22 protein-coding genes and 1 tRNA gene are annotated in these 19,429 nt (G+C 66.0%); 15 read left to right on the forward strand and 8 right to left on the reverse strand.

Annotated features, from left to right (window positions below):
* Positions 1–53 precede the first annotated feature (53 nt).
* A complete protein-coding gene (locus EB084_01140) occupies positions 54–788 on the reverse strand; it encodes a hypothetical protein (GenBank protein ID NDD26861.1) in 735 nt (244 codons plus the stop codon).
* Positions 785–1,717 (reverse strand): ornithine carbamoyltransferase, encoded by a 933-nt coding sequence (gene argF, locus EB084_01145; protein ID NDD26862.1) that lies wholly within the window; start codon positions 1,715–1,717, stop codon positions 785–787. The genes EB084_01140 and argF overlap by 4 nt, the downstream gene beginning before the upstream one ends.
* A 249-nt stretch (positions 1,718–1,966) precedes the next feature.
* Between argF and EB084_01150 the strand changes: the two genes are divergently transcribed.
* Positions 1,967–3,058: a type IV pilus twitching motility protein PilT gene (locus EB084_01150; protein NDD26863.1), complete on the forward strand. Its 1,092-nt coding sequence runs from the start codon at positions 1,967–1,969 to the stop codon at positions 3,056–3,058.
* 33 nt (positions 3,059–3,091) lie between these two features.
* Here EB084_01150 and EB084_01155 read toward each other — a convergent pair whose 3' ends face one another.
* Both EB084_01155 and EB084_01160 read right to left on the reverse strand, forming a co-directional pair.
* The gene (locus EB084_01155) at positions 3,092–3,712 is read right to left on the reverse strand and encodes a hypothetical protein (protein NDD26864.1); all 621 of its coding nucleotides are present in this window, start codon (positions 3,710–3,712) and stop codon (positions 3,092–3,094) included.
* A 7-nt stretch (positions 3,713–3,719) separates the two neighbouring features.
* Positions 3,720–5,297: a tetratricopeptide repeat protein gene (locus EB084_01160; protein NDD26865.1), complete on the reverse strand. Its 1,578-nt coding sequence runs from the start codon at positions 5,295–5,297 to the stop codon at positions 3,720–3,722.
* Positions 5,298–5,392: 95 nt separating this feature from the next.
* On the opposite strand from EB084_01160, the gene EB084_01165 reads away from it, so the two are divergent.
* The 8 genes from EB084_01165 to EB084_01200 all read left to right on the forward strand — a co-directional run bounded on the left by EB084_01165 (position 5,393) and on the right by EB084_01200 (position 10,398).
* Positions 5,393–5,468: transfer RNA gene (locus tag EB084_01165), tRNA-Ala, on the forward strand.
* Between the two features lie 36 nt (positions 5,469–5,504).
* Positions 5,505–5,711 carry a hypothetical protein gene (locus EB084_01170; GenBank protein ID NDD26866.1) on the forward strand — a complete coding sequence of 69 codons (207 nt, stop codon included), beginning with the start codon at positions 5,505–5,507 and terminating at the stop codon, positions 5,709–5,711.
* Between the two features lie 28 nt (positions 5,712–5,739).
* Positions 5,740–6,492: a 5'/3'-nucleotidase SurE gene (gene surE / locus EB084_01175; protein NDD26867.1), complete on the forward strand. Its 753-nt coding sequence runs from the start codon at positions 5,740–5,742 to the stop codon at positions 6,490–6,492.
* Positions 6,493–6,605: 113 nt separating this feature from the next.
* Entirely contained in the window at positions 6,606–7,211 is a 606-nt protein-coding gene (locus EB084_01180) for a superoxide dismutase (GenBank protein NDD26868.1), read from the forward strand.
* A 108-nt stretch (positions 7,212–7,319) separates the two neighbouring features.
* On the forward strand, positions 7,320–7,625 hold the full coding sequence (locus tag EB084_01185; GenBank protein NDD26869.1) for a hypothetical protein: 306 nt from the start codon (positions 7,320–7,322) through the stop codon (positions 7,623–7,625).
* Positions 7,626–7,787: 162 nt separating this feature from the next.
* On the forward strand, positions 7,788–8,999 hold the full coding sequence (locus EB084_01190; GenBank protein ID NDD26870.1) for an NAD/NADP octopine/nopaline dehydrogenase: 1,212 nt from the start codon (positions 7,788–7,790) through the stop codon (positions 8,997–8,999).
* Positions 8,984–10,036: a DMT family transporter gene (locus tag EB084_01195; GenBank protein ID NDD26871.1), complete on the forward strand. Its 1,053-nt coding sequence runs from the start codon at positions 8,984–8,986 to the stop codon at positions 10,034–10,036. The genes EB084_01190 and EB084_01195 overlap by 16 nt, the downstream gene beginning before the upstream one ends.
* Positions 10,037–10,128: 92 nt before the next feature.
* Positions 10,129–10,398, forward strand: coding sequence for a 30S ribosomal protein S20 (locus tag EB084_01200; protein ID NDD26872.1), 270 nt, complete (start codon positions 10,129–10,131; stop codon positions 10,396–10,398).
* A gap of 157 nt (positions 10,399–10,555) precedes the next feature.
* Here the strand turns inward: EB084_01200 and EB084_01205 are convergent, their stop codons facing one another.
* Genes EB084_01205 through EB084_01215 form a run of 3 tightly spaced genes read right to left on the reverse strand, consistent with a single transcriptional unit; the run spans position 10,556 to position 13,680 of the window.
* Entirely contained in the window at positions 10,556–11,476 is a 921-nt protein-coding gene (locus EB084_01205; protein ID NDD26873.1) for a pseudouridine-5'-phosphate glycosidase, read from the reverse strand.
* A complete protein-coding gene (locus EB084_01210) occupies positions 11,473–12,111 on the reverse strand; it encodes a methenyltetrahydrofolate cyclohydrolase (protein NDD26874.1) in 639 nt (212 codons plus the stop codon). Before EB084_01210 ends, EB084_01205 begins: the two co-directional genes overlap by 4 nt.
* Before the next feature lie 12 nt (positions 12,112–12,123).
* Positions 12,124–13,680 (reverse strand): imidazolonepropionase, encoded by a 1,557-nt coding sequence (locus tag EB084_01215; protein NDD26875.1) that lies wholly within the window; start codon positions 13,678–13,680, stop codon positions 12,124–12,126.
* On the opposite strand from EB084_01215, the gene EB084_01220 reads away from it, so the two are divergent.
* From EB084_01220 to EB084_01245, 6 genes are read left to right on the forward strand one after another with little or no spacing between them, the layout of a single operon-like run.
* A complete protein-coding gene (locus tag EB084_01220; protein NDD26876.1) occupies positions 13,280–14,788 on the forward strand; it encodes an FHA domain-containing protein in 1,509 nt (502 codons plus the stop codon). The genes EB084_01215 and EB084_01220 overlap by 401 nt on opposite strands.
* A gap of 49 nt (positions 14,789–14,837) precedes the next feature.
* On the forward strand, positions 14,838–15,119 hold the full coding sequence (locus tag EB084_01225; GenBank protein ID NDD26877.1) for a hypothetical protein: 282 nt from the start codon (positions 14,838–14,840) through the stop codon (positions 15,117–15,119).
* Positions 15,120–15,162: 43 nt separating this feature from the next.
* Positions 15,163–15,942, forward strand: coding sequence for a PEGA domain-containing protein (locus EB084_01230; GenBank protein NDD26878.1), 780 nt, complete (start codon positions 15,163–15,165; stop codon positions 15,940–15,942).
* A 34-nt stretch (positions 15,943–15,976) separates the two neighbouring features.
* On the forward strand, positions 15,977–16,927 hold the full coding sequence (locus tag EB084_01235) for a hypothetical protein (protein ID NDD26879.1): 951 nt from the start codon (positions 15,977–15,979) through the stop codon (positions 16,925–16,927).
* Positions 16,928–16,941: 14 nt separating this feature from the next.
* Positions 16,942–17,304 (forward strand): DUF1844 domain-containing protein, encoded by a 363-nt coding sequence (locus EB084_01240; protein ID NDD26880.1) that lies wholly within the window; start codon positions 16,942–16,944, stop codon positions 17,302–17,304.
* Positions 17,301–17,819: a YqeG family HAD IIIA-type phosphatase gene (locus tag EB084_01245; protein ID NDD26881.1), complete on the forward strand. Its 519-nt coding sequence runs from the start codon at positions 17,301–17,303 to the stop codon at positions 17,817–17,819. The genes EB084_01240 and EB084_01245 overlap by 4 nt, the downstream gene beginning before the upstream one ends.
* Before the next feature lie 8 nt (positions 17,820–17,827).
* On the opposite strand, the gene EB084_01250 is transcribed toward EB084_01245, so the two are convergent.
* Positions 17,828–19,372, reverse strand: coding sequence for an acyl-CoA carboxylase subunit beta (locus EB084_01250; GenBank protein NDD26882.1), 1,545 nt, complete (start codon positions 19,370–19,372; stop codon positions 17,828–17,830).
* Positions 19,373–19,429: the final 57 nt, after the last annotated feature.

A 19,429-nucleotide genomic window follows, 5' to 3' on the forward strand; every position in this document is an offset into this window, starting at 1 on the left:
GGGCCTGGCTTCTCCTTCCCCGCGACAGCGAGGCGAGCGCCCGCTCTCGCCGATCAGGGCATGCCGGCTGACATGACATGCGAATCGACCCAGACTGCGCCGCACGTGCGCAGGTTCTCACCGTGCGAGCGCACGCCAGAGACGCTGAACCACGCGCTGCGCAGCGCCGAGACCGAGAAGCGGACGGGCGGCTTCATTCCCTGAACGGTTCGCCAGGGCACCACGTCAACGTCGACCTCCCGAAGAGACGGCACCGTATCGAATGCGACCTGCACCGCGCGATCGACGCTCTCCTCGATCGCCTCGCGACGCATCGGTTCCCCGCTGTAGATCTCGATGAGACCGATCTCCCCCACCGGTCGACGGGTCTTGTCCTTCGCGCTGGCACGAACACCGCTGCGCGTGGCGATGCCCACCTTGAGCACCTTGTTCGGCAGGCGGGCGTGTTGCAGCGCCTTGGCCAGGGCGAGCTCGTGCGGCGTGTCGAGGAACATCATCTCGGTGGTGCCGCGCAGGGGATCGGTTCTCTTGTCGCGCGGGCGAGGGCGGTGCTCGATGTCCTCCCACGAGGCGCGCTTCACCATGCTTGCGCCCCCGTGCGTCTTCATGGCCTCGAGAGGAACGACACGGGCCTCGTCCGGATCGGGTCTGCCCTGCAGCCACGCGAGCGGGTTGATGGCTTCCGAGGAGATGCGGAACACCCGTCTGAGCTCGTCGTTCGACAGCAGGCCGAGGGCAAGAAGCACCCCCAGCAGAGCCAGCGCGATGAGTGCGGCGATGGTCCTCACGGGACGACGAGCGCCATGACCGCCTTCTGCACGTGCAGGCGGTTCTCTGTCTGATCGAACACGATCGACTGGGCGCCATCCATCACGGCGGCGGACACCTCTTCTCCCCGATGTGCCGGCAGGCAGTGCATGAACACCGCGTCGGGCCGCGCACGCGCCATGGCCTGCTCATTCACCTGGTAGGGCGCGAACACCGAGCGGCGGGCCTCCTCCTCGCCCTCCTGCCCCATGCTCGTCCACACGTCGGTGTAGACGGCGTCCGCCTGGTGCAGGGCCTCCTGCGGATCCTGCGTCACGCAGGCGGAGCGTCCACGCGCCGCAGCGATCTCTGCCGCGCGAGCCGCGATGGCCTCGTCCGGCGCATACCCCGGGGGGTGTGCGACGGCGCAGTCGAGCCCCGCGATGGCAGCCGCGAGCAGAAGCGAGTTGGCCACGTTGTTGCCATCACCCAGATAGGCCAGCTTGAGGCCCTCGAGCCGGCCGAAGCGCTCCTGCAGCGTGAGGAGATCGCCCAGCGCCTGGCAGGGGTGCTCGAGGTCAGACAGCCCGTTGATGACCGGGATGCTCCCCCAGCGCGCCAGCTCGGTCAGGGTCTCGTGGGCGAACGTGCGCGCCATGACCGCGTCGACGAAGCGGCTCAGGACGCGAGCCGTGTCGGCAACCGTCTCTCCGCGCCCGATCTGCATGTCTCGAGACGAGAGCAGGATGGCCTGCCCTCCGAGCTGCATCACCCCAGCCTCGAACGAGATGCGCGTGCGTGTCGACGGCTTCTCGAAGATCATGGCCACCACGCGTCCCTGCAGCCAGGGGTGGGCCAGGCCTCTTCTCCGCTGCTGCTTCAGGTCAAGGGCCAGGGAGAGCACCTTCTCGACCTCGTCTTGCGTGAGATCGGCCATCGAGATGAGGCTGCGCCCCTTGAGATTCGCCATTCGAACAGGCTCCACTACGAGGTATGCTGCAACGGCATCGCTGTTCGTGCTTGCAGGTTCGCCAGCCACGCCGAGCCGTGCTGTGCCGGGCCGCTGTTCTTTTCGTCGACGGCGGCCGCCTCCTCCCCCCCGTCCCCTCTTCGGGCAGGACTCCCTGACAGTGGTGCGAATAATCCGATCGACGCATCAGCGCGTCCGCCCACCCCGGTCCACGCGATCCTTGCCGATCAGCCGCATTGACAGGCCAGCATGACCATCAAATCGAGCCCGAAGAACCAGATCGACGAAACGCTCAAGGACCTCCTGAAGCGCGTCGTCCAGCAGAATGCAAGCGACCTGCATCTGTCCGCCACCAACTTCCCCATTCTGCGAATCAAGGGGCAACTGGTTCCATTGCACACCCTCGAGCGGCTGACGCCGGACAAGATCCAGAAGATGCTCATCGGTCTGCTGACGGGCGTGCAGTACGAGCGCCTGGTGAACGACAAGGAGCTCGACCTGTCCATCGCGCTGCCAGACGTTGCGCGCTTCCGCGCCAACCTGTTCTTCGAGCAGGACGCCATGGGAGCCGTGTTCCGCGTCATCCCGAACATCCCGCGCGATCACCAGGAGCTGGGCGTCCCCCTCATCATCCGTGAGCTGGCGCAGCGCAACCAGGGGCTCATCCTCGTCACCGGACCCTCGGGGAGCGGCAAGACCACGAGTCTTGCCAGCACCATCGAGTACATCAACATGACGCGCAACTGCCACATCATCACGATCGAAGACCCCATCGAGTACACCTACGTCAACAAGAAGTGCTTGATCCGGCAGCGTGAGGTGGGCATCCACACCAACTCCTTCTCGGCCGCACTCCTCTCCGCGCTGCGCCAGGACCCCGACATCATCCTGGTGGGCGAGATGCGCGATCTCGAGACCATGAAGACCACGCTGACGGCGGCCGAGACGGGTCACCTGGTGTTCTCGACCCTCCACACCAACGGCTCCATCGATACCATCAATCGCATCATCGACGTGTTCCCCGCGCACCAGCAGTCGCAGGTGCGCATCCAGCTGGCGACAACCCTCGAAGGGGTGTTCTCACAGCTCCTCATCCCGCGCTCCCGCGGGAAGGGCATGGTTCTGGCGACAGAGATCCTCATTGCAACGCCCGCCGTGAGAAACCTGATCCGCGACTCCCGTGCCCATCATCTGCGCAGCATCATCGAGACCGGCGCGGAGTATGGCATGCAGACGATGGAGTCGTGCCTCAAGCAGCTGGTGACCTCCGGGCTCATCACCTACGAAGACGCGCTCGCTCGGGCCTACGACGTGGAGAGCTTCAAGCAGATCATGGCCTGACCCGAGGGGGCGCGTCGAGCACGCGACCCAGGGTCAGCGGAACTCCGTTCCGGTCCCCGATCGGTTCGGCCTCGGATCGACACCGCCCAGCCAGCCGCCCTTCACCTCGACCGCCGCGTCGGCCGCAATGATGCGTGACAGCACCGCGTTCGTCTTGGCGGTCTCCACGGTGAAGAGAAAGGCCAGCTTGAAGCGGTCTGCGTGATAGACCCACTTCTCGTCGTGCTGCCACGGCATCAGCCCAAGCTGGACGCGGAACTGGAACTCCCCCGCGCGCACGAGCTGCTGCCCGTCACGATAGAGCTCAGTGCCCACGACCGCGCAGACCACCCGACGTGTCTTGTCGATGGCGACGACCACATCACGGTCGCGACGCGGAGACCAGAGCTCGAACCGCTTGTCGCCATCGATCTCAGGCACGTCGCTCGACTCAGCCCGTATCAGCGACCCCAGGGCACGCTGCAGATCGGCCTCTGACATGCCCACGTAGATGCCCTGCACGCAGTACGCGCGCGGATCGGCACCCGCCCTCGCCGGATGGGGACCGAGCGCCAGCGCGGCGGCCAGGAGCAGCAGCGAGAGCGCGCTGGTTCGCAGGCACGCACCCGCGGATGCAAAGCGACGAAGCGTCATGGTTCTGGCTCGCATTGCCATCTGGGCGTCAGTGGGGCATCTCAGCTGACTTCTTCGCGAGGAGGCGCTCCTGGTCAGTTCGCGCCTCGGCGTAGTCAGCCTTGATGCGGATGGCGCTCGCAATGCACTCGAGCGCACGCTCGAGATACTGCGGGCTCTTCGTGGAGTCATACACCTTCTCGCAAGCCAGGCCGAGATACCGCAGCGGGAGGGGATTCGCGGGCGAGAGCTTGGTTGCCGTGTTGTACTCGTCGATGGCCTTGAGGAAGTCTGACTGGCGGAAGTAGAGGTCACCGAGCCTGATGTGCGGGCGTGCATCGGTGGGGCGCAGCATGACAACCCGTTCGAAGGCCTTGCGCGCCTCTTCCAGGCGACTCGCCTGCATCGCCTCTTCCGCGGTGAGCAGAACCGCCTCTGCCGCATCGGCGGTGGTATCGACGCCCAGCGGCGTGATCGACGGATCGCTGGGAGGAGGAAGCTGCTGCGGATGGTCGAGCTTGTCGAGGAGCTGCTTCGCCTCTTCTGTGCTCCCGCCGCTGGTGCAGGCAACCGCATTGCGGAGAGCGTCCTTCGCCTTGCGGAAGTCGGAGACCAGGAGGTGCGCCTTGCCGATGGCGGTCCAGGCCTCGGCGTTGTTCGCGTTTCTGCGCAGCACCTTCTCGTACTGCGTCATGGCCCCGTAGTAGTCACCGATCTTCGAGCGGATGCGCGCCGACAGCGCGAGCGCCTCGTAGTTGTCCTTGTCGGTGACGAGGATGTTGCCCACGATGGCCAGCGCCATGTGCGCGCCGTTCGGAGACGCCATATAGCGCTCGGCAAGCTTGATGCGACAGGTGTCCGGGCGGTGGATCTCGGCGGCCGCGAGATCGCCGAGCAGGGCGTAGCGGAAGCTGATCTCGACATATCCGCTGCTGGCCCGCTCCGCGCGGTTTCGCTGCTCTGTGAGCCGAGCGGCCGTCTGGGAGTCGTGGGCCGCGTTCGCCTTGTCGATCTGGCCGTTCAGCTGGCGAACCGACGTGAACGACGTCACCGCCTTGCGCATCGCGTCTTCGCTGCGATTGCCCATCACGCTGATGAACTCGTCATCGAGAATGGCGTGGTTTCGCTTCAGCACCACCGTCCACAGCGACATGTCGGCCGTCGCAAGGCTGTTGAGCAACAGGATCTGCTCCGCGTTCTTGAGCATGAGCGGACCGATGGGCTGGCCGACGAACAGGTCGTTCTCGACCGGCGTCTTCGGATAGGGCACGGCTGCGGGAACGGGCCTGGGCTTGATGTACGGCGCGGGCCTCTCGGTGCTGGCTTCGTTCTTCGCGGGGGCCGATGGCTGCGGCGTCGACGCGGGAGTCGCCACGGGTCGAGGCTTCGGGGCGGTCACCGGCGCCAGGTCGGTCTGGAACTGCACCGGCGCGGCCTGCGCCGCGCCACTCGCTCCCCCGATCGCCGCGGAGAGCGCAAGCACGGTGAGCATTCGATTGAAGTTCAGCTTGCCAGACAAGATCAGGCACCTCCCAGGTACGTGGATTGGCGCGTGTTGCACCGCTCCATCGGTCTGGGCGAGATTCGACGCCCGACGCGCGCTCCCTCCCCTGCACGCCGCGATCATGGGTTCTGCTGCGGGTGGCGCATTGACACGGAGAATGGAGTTGGCTATAATCTGTGCGTCGGTCGGCTGCAACGCCGCCGCAGGTCGTGTCTCATGGGGCTGTAGCTCAGTTGGGAGAGCGCTTGAATCGCACTCAAGAGGTCGTCAGTTCGACTCTGATCAGCTCCACCACACAGATTTCTGACACGAGAAAGCGGTAACGCCTGAATGCAGACGGGCAACAGATGGCTGTGGGTCGGCGTGGGAGCGCTCGGCCTCGCACTGACCTCGGCCCTGGTGGTCCGCCACTACCGGCACGATCAGCGGCGCGCCCGTGCGTCCAACGACCCGCGCGCCCAGCAGGTCAGAGCCCTCATCGAGGAAGCCGAGAAGCTTCTCGTCATGGGCCGTCGCGGCTCCACCGAAGCGCTCTGACCCTGCGCCACGTCCCCCCCTCCTCCCGATGAACATTCTCGTCTCGAACGACGACGGGGTCTCTTCTCCCGGACTGCACGCCCTCGTAAACGCGCTAAAATCGCTCGGGCACGTCACCGTGGTGGCCCCGGACCGGGAGCGCAGCGCAGTCGGCCACTCTCTCACCTTCTTCCACCCGCTGCGCGTGCGCGAGCTCTCACGAGACGAGCACAGCATCGTCTACGCCTGTGACGGTACCCCCAGCGACTGCGTTCTCCTCGGCATCTACGATCTGATGGCGCAGCGCCCCGACCTGGTGGTCTCTGGCATCAATCGCGGGGCGAACCTCGGCGATGACCTCACCTACTCCGGAACCGTGTCGGCGGCCATGGAAGGGCTCATCCACGGGGTCCCCGGGTTTGCCATCTCGCAGGCAGCCTATGAAGACCTGCACTGGGAGACGGGCGCGGCGGTCGCACGACGCATCGCTGTCGCGCTCCAGCGTCATCCCCTCCCGCCACGCACCTTTCTCAACGTGAACGTACCGAACGTACCCCTCGACGCACTCAAGGGATTGGAAGCCACCGTCCAGGGGGAGAGCATCTACGAGCAGCGTCTCATCAAGCGCGAAGACCCCCGCGGCAGCGAGTACTACTGGATCACGGGCGCCATCCCGCGAGGAGAGCGCGTTCCGGGCACAGATTTCGCCGCCGTTCTCGACAACCGCGTCTCCATCACGCCCGTGCAGCTCAACCTCACGAACCGGGAGTTCGTGAACGAGCTCTCGACCTGGAACATCTAGCGGCCTTCATCGCCCCCACCCTGCTCTGGCAGGCCGATGCGCGGTCCCAGGCAGGAAACCTGGCCGTCTCGCTTAATCCCTGCGAACCTCATGTGGAAGGAAGTCCCCCCCAGATGTCAGTGTACACCGCCAAGAAATGGACCCTCACCCTCGATGGCCTCAGCCAGGAGCAGCTTGAGCAGCACTACAAGCTCTACGAAGGGTATGTGAACAACACGAACACGCTCCTCCAGAAGATCAAGGAGCAGATCGACGGTGGCGCCAACGGCCTCACGCCCGGGCTCGCCGAGCTGCGTCGGCGCCTCGGATGGGAGTACAACGGCATGCGCCTTCACGAGCTCTACTTCGACAACCTCGGCGCACCGGCCGCCCTCGACCCGAGCTCGGCGCTCGCGTCCCGCATCAACGAGCAGTGGGGCTCGTTCGACGCATGGCTCGCCGATTTCAAGACCGTCTGCACCATGCGTGGGGTGGGCTGGGCGATTCTCTACGCCGACCCCCACACCGGCCTGCTGCAGAACTTCTGGGTGACCGAGCACGAGCAGGGGCACCCCGCGGGATTCGTTCCCGTGCTCGTCATGGACATCTGGGAGCACGCATTCACCGTCGACTACAAGCCCACCGAGCGGGCAAAGTACGTTGAGGCGTTCTTCAAGAACATCAACTGGAGCGCCGCAGCAGACCGGTACCGCACGGTGTCGGCCCTGGCCGCGCACTGATCGGCACCCGGCAGCCCCCACGGGCCACCCCATTGATGCGGGGCCGGCAGCACAGCCTGCCGGCCCCGCGTCCATGAACCCCACCTCAAGAATCGGAGAGCACGACCCATGCTGCCCACCCGCCTCGGAATCAACGCAATCGACATCGCGCAGTGGCTCGACAGCCCGGCTGTGAAGGAGCGCCTCGAAGCCGCGCATCTGGCGCACGTCGACGAGAGCCTGAAGCTGTTCGGCATCCTCGATCTGCCGCGCAGCCTGACCGTGGCGTTCGAGGCCGCGGAGCTCGTGGCCCGCCGCGACACCATCGCCATCGTGACCGCGATCATCCATCGCAACAACGAGATCCTGGCGGGCCAGCTCGAGCAGCTCGGCATCGACACGACGAGCGTGAGCGCACCGAGCGCCTCCCCGTAGAACGAAGCGACCGCGCGTCATCTGGCCGAAAGAAGGGGCTGCCGGCACGTCGTGCGACCCACCTCGGCGCGTGATCGCAAGGACACCTTCGCAGAGCCATTGACCGCATGTTGACGCACTGTTGACGATTTAGTGATGCGCTAAAATTTTCACCCGGAACACTTGACTTCGCACGTTCGCTTCGACAACAATACGCGCAACGTGGCGACCCGCACATGCACCGCCGCGCCCCAATGCAAGGGAGATCGGTGCTTCCCCGTGACGCTCACACTCGACGCCCCCGACGCTGTCCTGGCCCGCCCTGCTTCGCAGCAGACCATTGCCGTCATCGGCGCGGGCAACTCTGCACGAGCCCTGGCGGCCTACCTGAGCGCCCAGGGCCATGTCGTACACATGCTCGTGCGAGATCTCTCGCGCACCGGCAGCCTGGCCGCAACTCGACAGGTCCGCGCGAGCGGAGGGGTGCAAGGCACCTTCGATCTGCAATCGGTCACCACCGACTGGAAGGCCGTCACGCACTGCGACACCGTCTTCATCGCCACCGTCACCACGGCATACGGCGAGGTGATCCGACGCCTCGCACCGCACCTGCGAGCAGGACAGACCCTGATCCTGTTCAGCAGCAAGCTGGCTGGCTCGGTCGAGGCGCAGCGCATCCTCGACGAGATGCAGGCATCGCGCGTGGCCGTGGTGGAGACCGACGCGCTGTTCGCCTGCCGAATCCAGCCCGACGACTCGGTCTGGATTCGCGGCGTCAAGGGATGGACGCTGTACTCCGCTCCCCAGGCCGGTCGAACCGTCGCTGACGGCAGGCAGCTCCTCGCCTTCTTCCCTCGGCTGGAACCCGCTCGCAACGTGCTGCAGCGAGGGCTCACAGACTTCGGGGCGCTCTGCCATCCGACGATCATGCTGGCCAACCTGAACACCATCGATCGAAAGTCACCCTTCCGATTCTACTACGAAGGACTCACCGACCGAACGGTCTGCCTGCTCGAGCAGATGGAGTCAGAGTTCCAGCTCCTCGCGCGTGCCTATGACACACCGCTCATCGACATGACCGAGCTGCTGCATCGCTACTACGGCTGCAACCGCAGCTCTCTGCTCGCGGCGATCCAGTCGGTGCCGAACTACCGGCACAGCCTCGCTCCCGACACCCTCTCGCATCGCTATCTGCTCGAAGACGTGCCGAACACGCTGGTTCCCCTGTATGAGCTGTCACGCCTGGCCGGACTGCGAACCCCGATGATCGATGCCGCGGTGAACATCGCGTCCATCGTGACGGGAATCGACTTCCTGCGCACCGGGCGAACCCTTGCGGCGCTGGGACTCGATGGGATGTCTGCCTCCGGGATCGTCGAATGGATGCTCGCATGAGCGCATCGACCGAAGAGCGCACGCCCGCGTCCCCATCTGATCCCGAGCAGGCGGCCGTCTCCGCTGCGGGCGCGTGCCCGGCGGAGCGCCCCGCAGATGACGCGTCCACGCCTCCCCCGCACCGCAGCGCGGTGGTCGGGTGGACCCTTCTGGCCCTTCTGGCGGCCGATGTCGAACCCATCCTGGTGAAGATCGGGTATCAGTCGCACGCCACGCCGCTGCAGCTGCTCACCGTGAAGACGATGTTGTCCGGACTTCTCATCTATCCGATCACCCGACGCTGGAGGTGGATGGGCTGGCGCAGATGCGCAGAGATGGCACGGGTGAGCGTGCTCCTGCTCATGACCAATCTGCTCATGCTGGCGGGTCTGTCACACGCAGGAGTGGTCACCGCGCTCACCATCGTCACGACCACGCCGGCCCTCGTGGCACTCGTCAACAGGGCGCGGGGAAGAGAGGTGCACGATCTTCGGTTCTGGTGTGGATTCGTGCTCTGCTTCGGAGGCGTGCTGGTGACCCTCGATCCGGGAAGACAAGGCGGCCTGTCGTGCTCGGCGCTCGGCCTGGCGCTGCTCGGAGGGGCGGTGATATCGTCGACCCTGTACCGAACCGCCCTGGAAGATCTCACACGCCGCCACGAACCGCTGCTCATCTCGACCTGGTTCTTCATCATCAACGGAACCCTCGTGACCGTGCTGCTTCTGCCCTTCATCGGCCCCGTGCCCCCGACAGCCATCGGCATCGGCATGTGGATCGGCCTCACCGGCGCCCTGGCCAACGTCGCATTTGTCGCAGCCGTGTCGATGCTCGGCGCGACACGCATGTCGATCATCAACATGCTGCAGCGCCCGCTGATCATCGTGACCGCGGCCGTGATCCTCAACGAGCCGTTCTCTGCCTTGCAGGCCGTGGGCGTGGCGCTGGTCGTATGGGGTGTTCAGCTGGCCCGTGTGAAACGGAACGACCACGCTCGAAACGATGATTGCGCGCCCCTATTGCGTCCGGTCAGACGAGATGCTATAATACCGAGGCTCTGAACCCCGAGACGCGCATCTCCTGCGCGAGGCGACAGAGAACGAGCGGTCGCGACATCCGCCGGCTGCCACAGAAAAGCTGTGAGGTGCCTCTTTTGGCCAACACGAAGTCTGCAAAGAAGTCCATCAAGGTGAACGAGCGACGCCGCGTTCGCAACCAGGCCGCTCGTTCCGCGGTGAAGACCGCCGTCAAGCGCACGGTCGATGCGGTGAAGAAGAATGTCGAAGAGGGCAAGACGATTGCCAACGCCGCATTCTCGGTGATCGACAAGGCGGCCGTCAAGGGCATCATCCACAAGAACACGGCAGCCCGCAAGAAGTCACGCCTCGCCCGCAAGCTCAACAAGGCAGCGGCCAACGCCTGATCTCCTGAGACACTGACGGGTCAGCCGCCCCGAGATCGAATCGATTCGGGGGCGGCTTTTGCGTTCCGTGGGCAGTGCTCGCCCTCGCATCACACAAGCAGCGCCCTGAGGCGCCCCCCCCTGCGCGATGCGGGCGATGGTCGTGCGCAAGACTCCTTCAGCGCGACGGAGACCGCCCTGCGGCGGTCAGGGCCCCCGCGATGCGCGCCCCCAGCCGTGCATTCGCCTCGACCAGTGACAGGTTGGCGCGCAACGTCGCCCCCTCGCTGTGGCGGTGCAGCCAGCCCAGCAGGAAGGGGGTCACGTCCTTGCCTTTGACCTGCGCCAGGGCAGCCTCGGCAAGTGCTTCCGCCACCCACCGATCAATCAGGGCGGCATCGATGGCGTCGGCCTCGGGCACCGGATGGGCCACCAGCATCGACTGCCGCAGCCCTGTGGCGCGTGCGGCGCGCCAGGCGGCAGCCACCTCGGCGGGGTCATCGAGCCGAACGCTCACCGGCCAGCGACTGGTGGGGCTGTAGAACACGGGAAAGCAGTCGGTGCCATATCCGATGACGCAGACCCCGAGGCTCTCGAGTCGCTCGAGCGTGGCATCTACGTCGAGAACCGACTTGGCGCCGCTCGAGACCACGCACACCGGATGCTCCGCAAGCGCAGCGAGATCGGTGGAGACATCGTGCCCGCCTGTATCCAGGTGAACGCCCCCGATGCCGCCGGTGACGAACACCTCGATCCCCGCTGCCGCGCAGATGGCCACCGATGCCGACACCGTGGTCGCCCCCCGAATCCCACGCGCAAGAACCCATCCGATGTCACGCATGCCCATCTTCACCGCGTCGCGCGACTCACACCACGCCGCGAGCTCGTCATCCTCGAGGCCCACGCGCACCTCTCCGTCAGAGACCGCCAGCACCGCGGGCACGGCCCCCTCAGAGACGACCGCCTGGGCCACACGCCGGGCCCCCTCGAGGTTCTGGGGCCACGGAAGCCCCTGGCACCAGATGCTCGACTCCAGGGCCACCACGGGCCTGCCTGTCTCCCTAGCCCGCACGACCTCCGCCGACATGCGCATCTTCATGCCGCACCCATCCGCTCGGCGATCTTCACCCGCACCTGCTCAAAGCAGGCGTGACAACGCTCCTGGATCGCGACGGCACGACTCGAGGCAGACGCAACGAAGTCGTCGTCGTCCACATGCTCGAGGTTCACCTGCACGTTGAGAAGCGCCCCCATCGCTGCTGAGAGCGCCAGGAAGTTCGCGGTGCCCGCGTCACTGATGGCTGAAGGTCGCCCCAGCACGACGACGTCGATGGCCGATTCGAGCAGCTCCACGCACCGCTGGGCCACCTCGAGCGGCACATTGGTGGCCTCACGCATCGCCAGCTGGATCTCCATGGCTCGGCGGATCCGCTGATCTTCGGCGTCCTTGGGCATCTGATAGGCGTGACGCACCCGCTGATAGGCGTCAGCGTCACGGGTCACCAGTGCCCCCAGATCCGTCGCGAGATCGTTGAGGCGCGCCTCGACCGGCGCAAGAAGGTCGTTCTTGTCAGCTTCCTTCTGACGCGTCAGCGCCACCACCATCTTGAACAGGTTTGCCGCGAGCGCTGCGGCAAGCGCACTGGCTGCCCCTCCCCCTGGCACGGGGTCTGCCGACCCGAGGCGGTCGAGAAACGACCGCAGGCTGTCATCGAGCATCTGCACCTCTCCCATCGATCATGCTTCTCAAGACCCTGACGGGCCACCGTCATCGATCGCTGCCCTGCGCACCCGTCGCTCCCCGCCGGTCCAGACCTCGGCCACCAGATTGACGCCGAAGTGGTAGAGCCACTCCCGCGGGTCAGCGCAGTCGATCACGAGAAAATCTGCCCGCTTCCCCGGCTCGAGGCTGCCGACATCGGCGCCTCGTCCCACAGCATGGGCTGCGTTCACGGTGCCGGCCACAATGGCTTCCTCGGGCGTGAGGCGCATCTGGAGGATGGCGACCGACAGCGCCATGGGAAGGCTCTCCGTCATGCACGACCCGGCGTTGAAGTCGGTGGCAATCGCCACGGGAACATCGGCCTCGATGAGCCCTCTCGCGGGCGCATACGCGGTCTTCCCCAGGAAGAAGGCCGTGCCGGGCAGCAGAACGGCAATGCTGCCTCCTGCGCGGATGGCATCGAAGTCGGACGAGGGAAGGCTGAGCAGGTGGTCGACCGAGACCGCACCGAGAGAGGCCGCCATGCGCGCCCCCCCGAGATAGGCGAACTCCTCCGCATGGATCTTCAGGCCCAGTCCCCTCGCCCGAGCCGCCTCCAGGATTCGGCGCGACTCTTCGAGGGTGAAGGCGCCGTCTTCGCAGAACACGTCACAGTACGCCGCCAGCCCCTCCTCGGCCACACGCGAGATCATGGGGCCCGCAACGAGATCGATGTACGCTGCCCGCGACGAGGCATGCTCAGACGGTACGGCGTGTGCCCCCATGAACGTCGGCACGACCTGCATCGGAAGCGACCGCGCCGCCTCACGCAGAACGCGGAGATCGCGCAGCTCGGTGTCCAGATCGAGGCCATAGCCGCTCTTGGCTTCCACCGTCGTGGTCCCGTGGGTCAGCATGCGGGTGAGGTGGAGACGCGTTCGCAAGGCGAGAGAGGCTGCGTCGAGGGCCCGGGTCGCGCGCACCGTGCTCATGATGCCGCCCCCGGCTCGGTGGATGTCGAGATAGGTCGCTCCCGCGGCGCGCATCTCGAACTCCCCTGTCCGGCTGCCCCCCCATATCGGATGCGTGTGCGCGTCGACGAGGCCCGGCACCACGCACTGGTCTGCCTGCACAGCGTACCGCGGCCCCACGAGACACGCGCTCTGCGCGCGCGTCCCCACCCAGGCGACGCGACCGTCGATGATGCCGAGGGCTGCGTCCTCCACGCACCCGATGTCGCGCATGCCCCGGCCCGTCCGAGGGCGATCACCTGGAGCGCAGGTGACGATGTGGGGGGCAGTGACGATGAGGTCCATCTTATGTGACATGGCTCGCCCACGGTTCGTCACCACGGCGCTCCCCCCCCTGCCATCCCGCCGAACAGGGGATCCGTCTTCGCACCGGGAACTTCTAACCGCGAGCTTCTCGCAACGACCCCGCTCTCGACCCAGAATACCGCGGAAGCCTCCAGGATTGGGTGACGCCCCTGTGGATCTCCTCATCGCAAAGCTGATACTCCCCTTCGCGGCCATCTTCGGCCTCGGGGCCATCGGCATTGCCTTTCTGGCGTTCACCGCCCCGCCCTCGGGCGAGCCTCTCATCGACGCGCTCGCGGAAGAGCCCCCCGCACCTCCCACGCCACCCGCGCGAGAGGTTCGGGGCCGAATCCCCACCAGCCTCGACCAGGAACCCCATCAGACCCTGGTGATCGAGCGTCGCGCGCGGCGCGACAACGCAATGCCGAGCGGCGCGCGCGATCGCGATCTGCGTGGCCCCGACGCCGATTTCAGCCGCCTCGGCGGACCGTCCGCCCGCCCCTCGGGCAGCGCAGACCGTGGCCCGGATGACACCAGCGAGTCGAGGCCAGCCCGTGCCGACCTCGTCATCCCGTCGAACCGGGAGGTCGACCCTCGAACCTCATCCACGGCACGCGCAGGCGAACGCGATGACACGCCCAGGGCGCGCCCCTCTGGCACCACGCCGTCGCGCATCGATCTCTCATCTCTGCCCGACGCGCCTCCAGACCGCACCTTCCGCGCCCAGCGCAACACCGCAGGCGGTTCTGAGCCCGAGCGGGGCGGATCCCGCGACATGTTCGACGCCACGCGTCCCAAGGCGCGTGACCGCGCCTCCATCGATCCCTCACAAGCGCCGCGCTTCGAGACCCGCGACCTCCACAAGGCACGCGAGACCCGGGAGATGGATCCGCCCAGCCCACCTGGCGAGAGCCGCACCCGTCCCCCATCCGCGGGCGACGCCGGTCCCCCCACGCGTCCGAAGCAAGGGGAGCGCCGCTACGAGGCTGTTGGCGTGAACATCGTGCTGCAGCAGCCAGAGAACCCGAACACATTCAAGCGCCTGGGGCACCTCGAGGTTGTCTACGGGAACTTCTCCCCACGCGACCCGCGAGAGATCCCCCTGGTCTGGCCCGCGGGAGACGGCAGCGCCCCCCGATTCGTGTTCTCGAAATCGCCGGGCGAGACGCAGAGCCACATCCAGCTGAACCACTACACCATCAGCTCAGCCGAGCAGGCCGAGCTGCGGTTCGACAACGGTCAGCACATCTTCGTGAGCCTGGTCGAGGGTGAAGACGCCGAACGCTACCAGATACGCGTCAACGGTGTCGCGCTCGACCCCCACGAACGCGTGGTGCTGAGAAGCGGTGACATCATCTCCATGGGCATCTACCGCCTGAAGCTGAGCATCTGAGGACACCTTGAGCAAGAAACCGTTTCCCACCGGCATCGTCGTCACGCTCGTGATCCTGTGGATCGGCACGCTGGCCGCTGTAGCCGCTGGCTGGTATGTGATGCGCCAGGACACCGAGAGCATATCGGACCGGCCGGCTCTGAAGAAGGCTGCATCGAAGGCGACCTCGTCCGGATCAGCGCGCCTTCCCGCCCTCACCTGGAGACCCGAGGCGACCCGCCGATTCGCCATCGAGGTGGGCGGCGCGTCGCTCGGCGCGGTGCTGTTCCTGCTGCTGGCCGTGGGCGCGGGCTTCCTGATGCAGGAGAAGATCGAAAGCCTCAACGAATAGCCTAGCAACAGACAGGGCTCAGGTTTCGGAGGCTTCTCTCGGAATGGACATCGCGCGACTGGCCGTCGTCGTCATCGTCTCGTACATCCTCGGCCTGGGCACAGGGGTCGTAGGCGGCGTTGTCTTCTCGTTCCGCGAGTTCTCAGCGCCGGCATCCGTTGCCGCCACCGAAGAGGCCTCTCCGCAGCCCGCGAAGAGCGCGACACCCATCGACGACGGGAAGTCCACCGCATCACCGTCCGCCGTGTCGACCCTTCCTTCGAGCGAGCCCGAGCCCGCATCTCCGGCGCCCGTGAAGAGCGCCACGCCGAGCACGCCACCGAGCGCGGCACCCTCGACGCCCGATCCGGAGACAAAGCCCGTCGAGACACCGAGCAGCACCCCGGGCGCCGTGCCCGAGACCGACCCCGCACCCACGGCTTCCACCTCCCCTTCCAGCGAGCCCTCCTCGAGTCCCGAGAAGAAGCCGCTGCCGTCGGTGCTCTCCATCAGCGCCAACAAGGGCAAGGGGTTCGCGGTGTTCGTCGACGGCAACAAGGTCGGCGCGACCCCGCTCGTGATCAACGTCTCGCCGGACAAGACCCACCTCGTGAAGGTGGCGGGGGGAGACAAGTACAAGTCGTGGGAGCAGAAGGTTCATCCCACGGCCGGCGAGAAGCGCGCCATCGAGGCCACGCTGACGTTCGTGCCGCCGCCGGAGCCGCCTCCCGTCGCTGCACCCGCGCCTCGCTACTACCCTCCCGCTCCGCGATACTATCCGCCTCCGGGCGGCAGCGTCAGTGGCGGCGGGCGCCCAGGCGTCTCTGGCAACACGCGCTGGTAAAGGCCTTTCACGCAATCCACTCTCGGAGGTCGTCATGTCCCTTGTCACGCACCGCATGCGCCTGCTTGCACTCTCGCTTCTCGTCTCGTTGCTCCTCCCGCGCGCGGCCGCTGCGGCAACACCGGAAAACAAGGTCTTCGTGTATGTCGTCTACAGCGGCAACAGCCAGAACCAGCGCACCTTCGCCCAGGCACTGCTGAAGCGCTTCAACATGCTCGGTTTCACCGAGCGAATGAAGAAGAAGGGGGTGTCGTGGGTCGAGAACAGCTACGGCAATCTCGGCGCCGCTGCATCGTACCTTCACATCGCGCCTGACGACATCGTCTACGTGGGCATCCTCATGGCCGACCGCAGTGACCGCATGACGCGCGAGATGTACCGCGGTCACGTCACCATCGCCGCCACCGCGACACCCAAGCAGATCAATTCCGCCGCCGACGCCTGTGCCCACGAAGCGTACTTCGCACTCGCCGATGTGGTTGACAATCTCCAGAGCAAAGGGCGCTGGGCCCGCCAGCAGGCGCTCCTCGACTGGCGCGACGAGAAGGCTGGAGAGGTCAAGCTGATCATCGACGGCAAGGACGTCTCGAACAACAAGGACCTGCTCCCCAAGGCTCCGTACAAGCGTCAGAACATCCACCTCGTCATGGTGGCGTTCTCTCCAGCGCTGTTCAAGAAGCTCGGCGCCGACGACGCCGGGATCTCCACCGCCAGCGGCAACCGGCAGCTGCTGTGGATCAAGAAAGGCGCCCAGCGCCTCCAGTTCGAGGTCGGACCTCAGCTGACCGACATCAAGACCTACGTGGTGAGCCACGGCGCAGGTGCAGAGAAGAAGTTCATCTCCCCCATCAAGGCAGTGTTCGCCTATCCCGAGATGAACGGGAGCACCACCTTCGTGCCCCTGAACCTCGTGATCAAGTCGCTCTACCTCCCCTATGACGTAGAGGCAGATGGCATGACGGAGACCCTGACATCAAAGAAGTAGCCAGCCGAGCGCGGATGGCATCTGCAGAGCGAGGAGCAGACGAGATGAGCCTTGGTGGATCGGTCCCCGGACCGGATTGGAACCCCGAGATGCGGGCCATGATGGAGAAGGTGCTGCCCCGCGACGTCACCGCACTGGTGAAGTCGCTCATCCCCATGCTCGCAGGCCAGGCCTTTGTGTTCATGGGGCGGGTCGAGAACCCCCTGCAGGGGCGCAAGACGCGCGACCTGACGCAGGCCCATCTGGCCGTAGAGTGCGCCAAGGCCCTGTTCGAGAAGCTGGAGGGCATGCTCCCCAATGACGAGCGACAGCAGATGCTTCAGATGGTGACCGAGCTCCAGATGCAGTTCGTGCAGGCCCGCCAAGAAGGGCCGTGAAGCCGCCGCCGCGTTCGACCCGAGGGCGGCTGGTGCCGCACCTGGTGGTCGATGGCGTTCAAGAGCTCGACCCCGTTCTGCTTCTTGAGATGGGGCGCACCTGCGTCCTTGTCGATCTCGACAACACGCTTCTCGCGTGGGGATCGCGACGACTCGACCCCGCAGCCTCGCAGTGGGTGGCGCACGCGCGTCAGGCGGGCCTGCGGGTCTGTGTCCTTTCGAACAGCCGCTCGAATCGCGTGGCCGAATATGCAGCGGCCCTCGACGTGCCCTACGTGGCCTTTGCGCTCAAGCCCCGCAGAGCTGCAGCGCGCGCCGCCATGGCGCTGCTCGGAGCAACGCAGCAGAGCACGGTCATCATCGGCGACCAGATCTTCACCGACATCCTGCTGGGACACCGGCTCGGCATCTTCACCATTCTCGTAAGACCGCTGGCCCTGCGCGAGCAGCTCTGGATGCGCCTCGTGCGACGCGTGGAACGTCGCTTCTGGCCGCCCACGGGCGGCGTCACCTGAGGGAGGGGCTACAGGGGGATGTTCCCATGCTTGCGCGAGGGTCGTTCCTCGCGCTTGCCATCGAGGGTCTCGAGCGCCTCGATGAGACGGGGGCGGGTCTCCTCCGGCTCGATGATGTCATCGATGTAGCCGCGTGCAGCCGCGGCATAGGGCGAAGCAAACTTGTCGGTGTAATCAGCCACGAGCTCGGCCCGGCGGGCCTGCGGGTCATCAGCGGCCTCGAGCTCGCGACGAAAGATCACGTTGATGGCGCCTTGTGGGCCCATGACCGCAATCTCTGCCGTGGGCCACGAGAAGTTGTAGTCGGCGCGGATGTGCTTCGAGCACATCACGTCGTAGGCGCCGCCATAGGCCTTGCGCGTGATGACGGTAACCTTTGGAACGGTGGCCTCGCAGTAGGCGTAGAGCAGCTTGGCCCCGTGCTTGATGATGCCGCCGTGCTCCTGCTGTGTGCCCGGGAGGAAGCCTGGCACATCGACAAACGTCACCAGCGGAATGTTGAACGCGTCGCAGAAGCGCACGAATCGCGCCGCCTTGAGACTGGCATCGATGTCGAGCACGCCGGCCAGCACCTGGGGGTTGTTGCCCACCAGACCCACGGGCCGGCCGCCCAGGCGCGCGAAGCCAACGACGATGTTCTGGGCCCACTCGCCCTGCACCTCGACGAAGTGCCCATCGTCTACCACGCGCTCGATGACATCGCGCATGTCGTAGGGCTTGTTCGGATTCGCCGGCACCACCCCGCGCAGGTCGAGATCACGACGGTCGACGGGGTCGGAAACAGGCAGGCGCGGCGGGTCACTGAGATTGTTCGAGGGCATGAACGAGAGCAGCTCGCGCAGCAAGGCATAGCACGCGTCTTCATCCGGCACCGAGAAATGCGACACACCGCTGGTTGCCGCGTGCGTGTGCGCGCCGCCCAGGGCCTCGAAGGTCACGTCTTCGTTGGTCACCGTCTTGATGACATCCGGCCCCGTGATGAACATGTGGGCGATCTCCTCGACCATCACCACGAAGTCGGTGATGGCCGGCGAGTACACCGCGCCTCCCGCGCAGGGCCCCACGATGGCCGAGAGCTGCGGAACCACGCCGCTGGCGCGGGTGTTGCGCCAGAAGATCTCGGCATAGCCACCCAGGCTCACCACGCCCTCCTGGATGCGCGCGCCCCCGGAGTCGTTGAGCCCGATGATGGGGGCGCCGTTCTTCACCGCGGCATCCATCACCTTGCAGATCTTTGCCGCGAACATCTCGCCCAGCGAGCCGCCGAAGACGGTGAAGTCTTGTGCGAACACATAGACGAGACGGCCCTCGATACGTCCATGCCCCGTGACCACGCCATCGCCATAGAACTTCTTGTCGGCCAGGTCGAAGTCGTGACAGTTGTGCGTCACGAACATGTCCATCTCGCGAAACGTCCCCGGATCGAGCAGCGCGGTGACGCGCTCGCGCGCGGTGCGCTTGCCGCGCTTGTGCTGGGCGGCGACGCGGGCTTCACCGCCCCCGCGATGCGCCTCTGCGCGGCGCTCCTGAAGCTGCTCGATCTTGCCTTCCATGGTCGGTTCGGCAGCAGGTGCGACCGCTGCGTCGGCAGTTCGTTGCATGAGAGGCTC

The organism is Pseudomonadota bacterium (assembly GCA_010028905.1).
Taxonomy (GTDB): Bacteria; Vulcanimicrobiota; Xenobia; order RGZZ01; family RGZZ01; genus RGZZ01.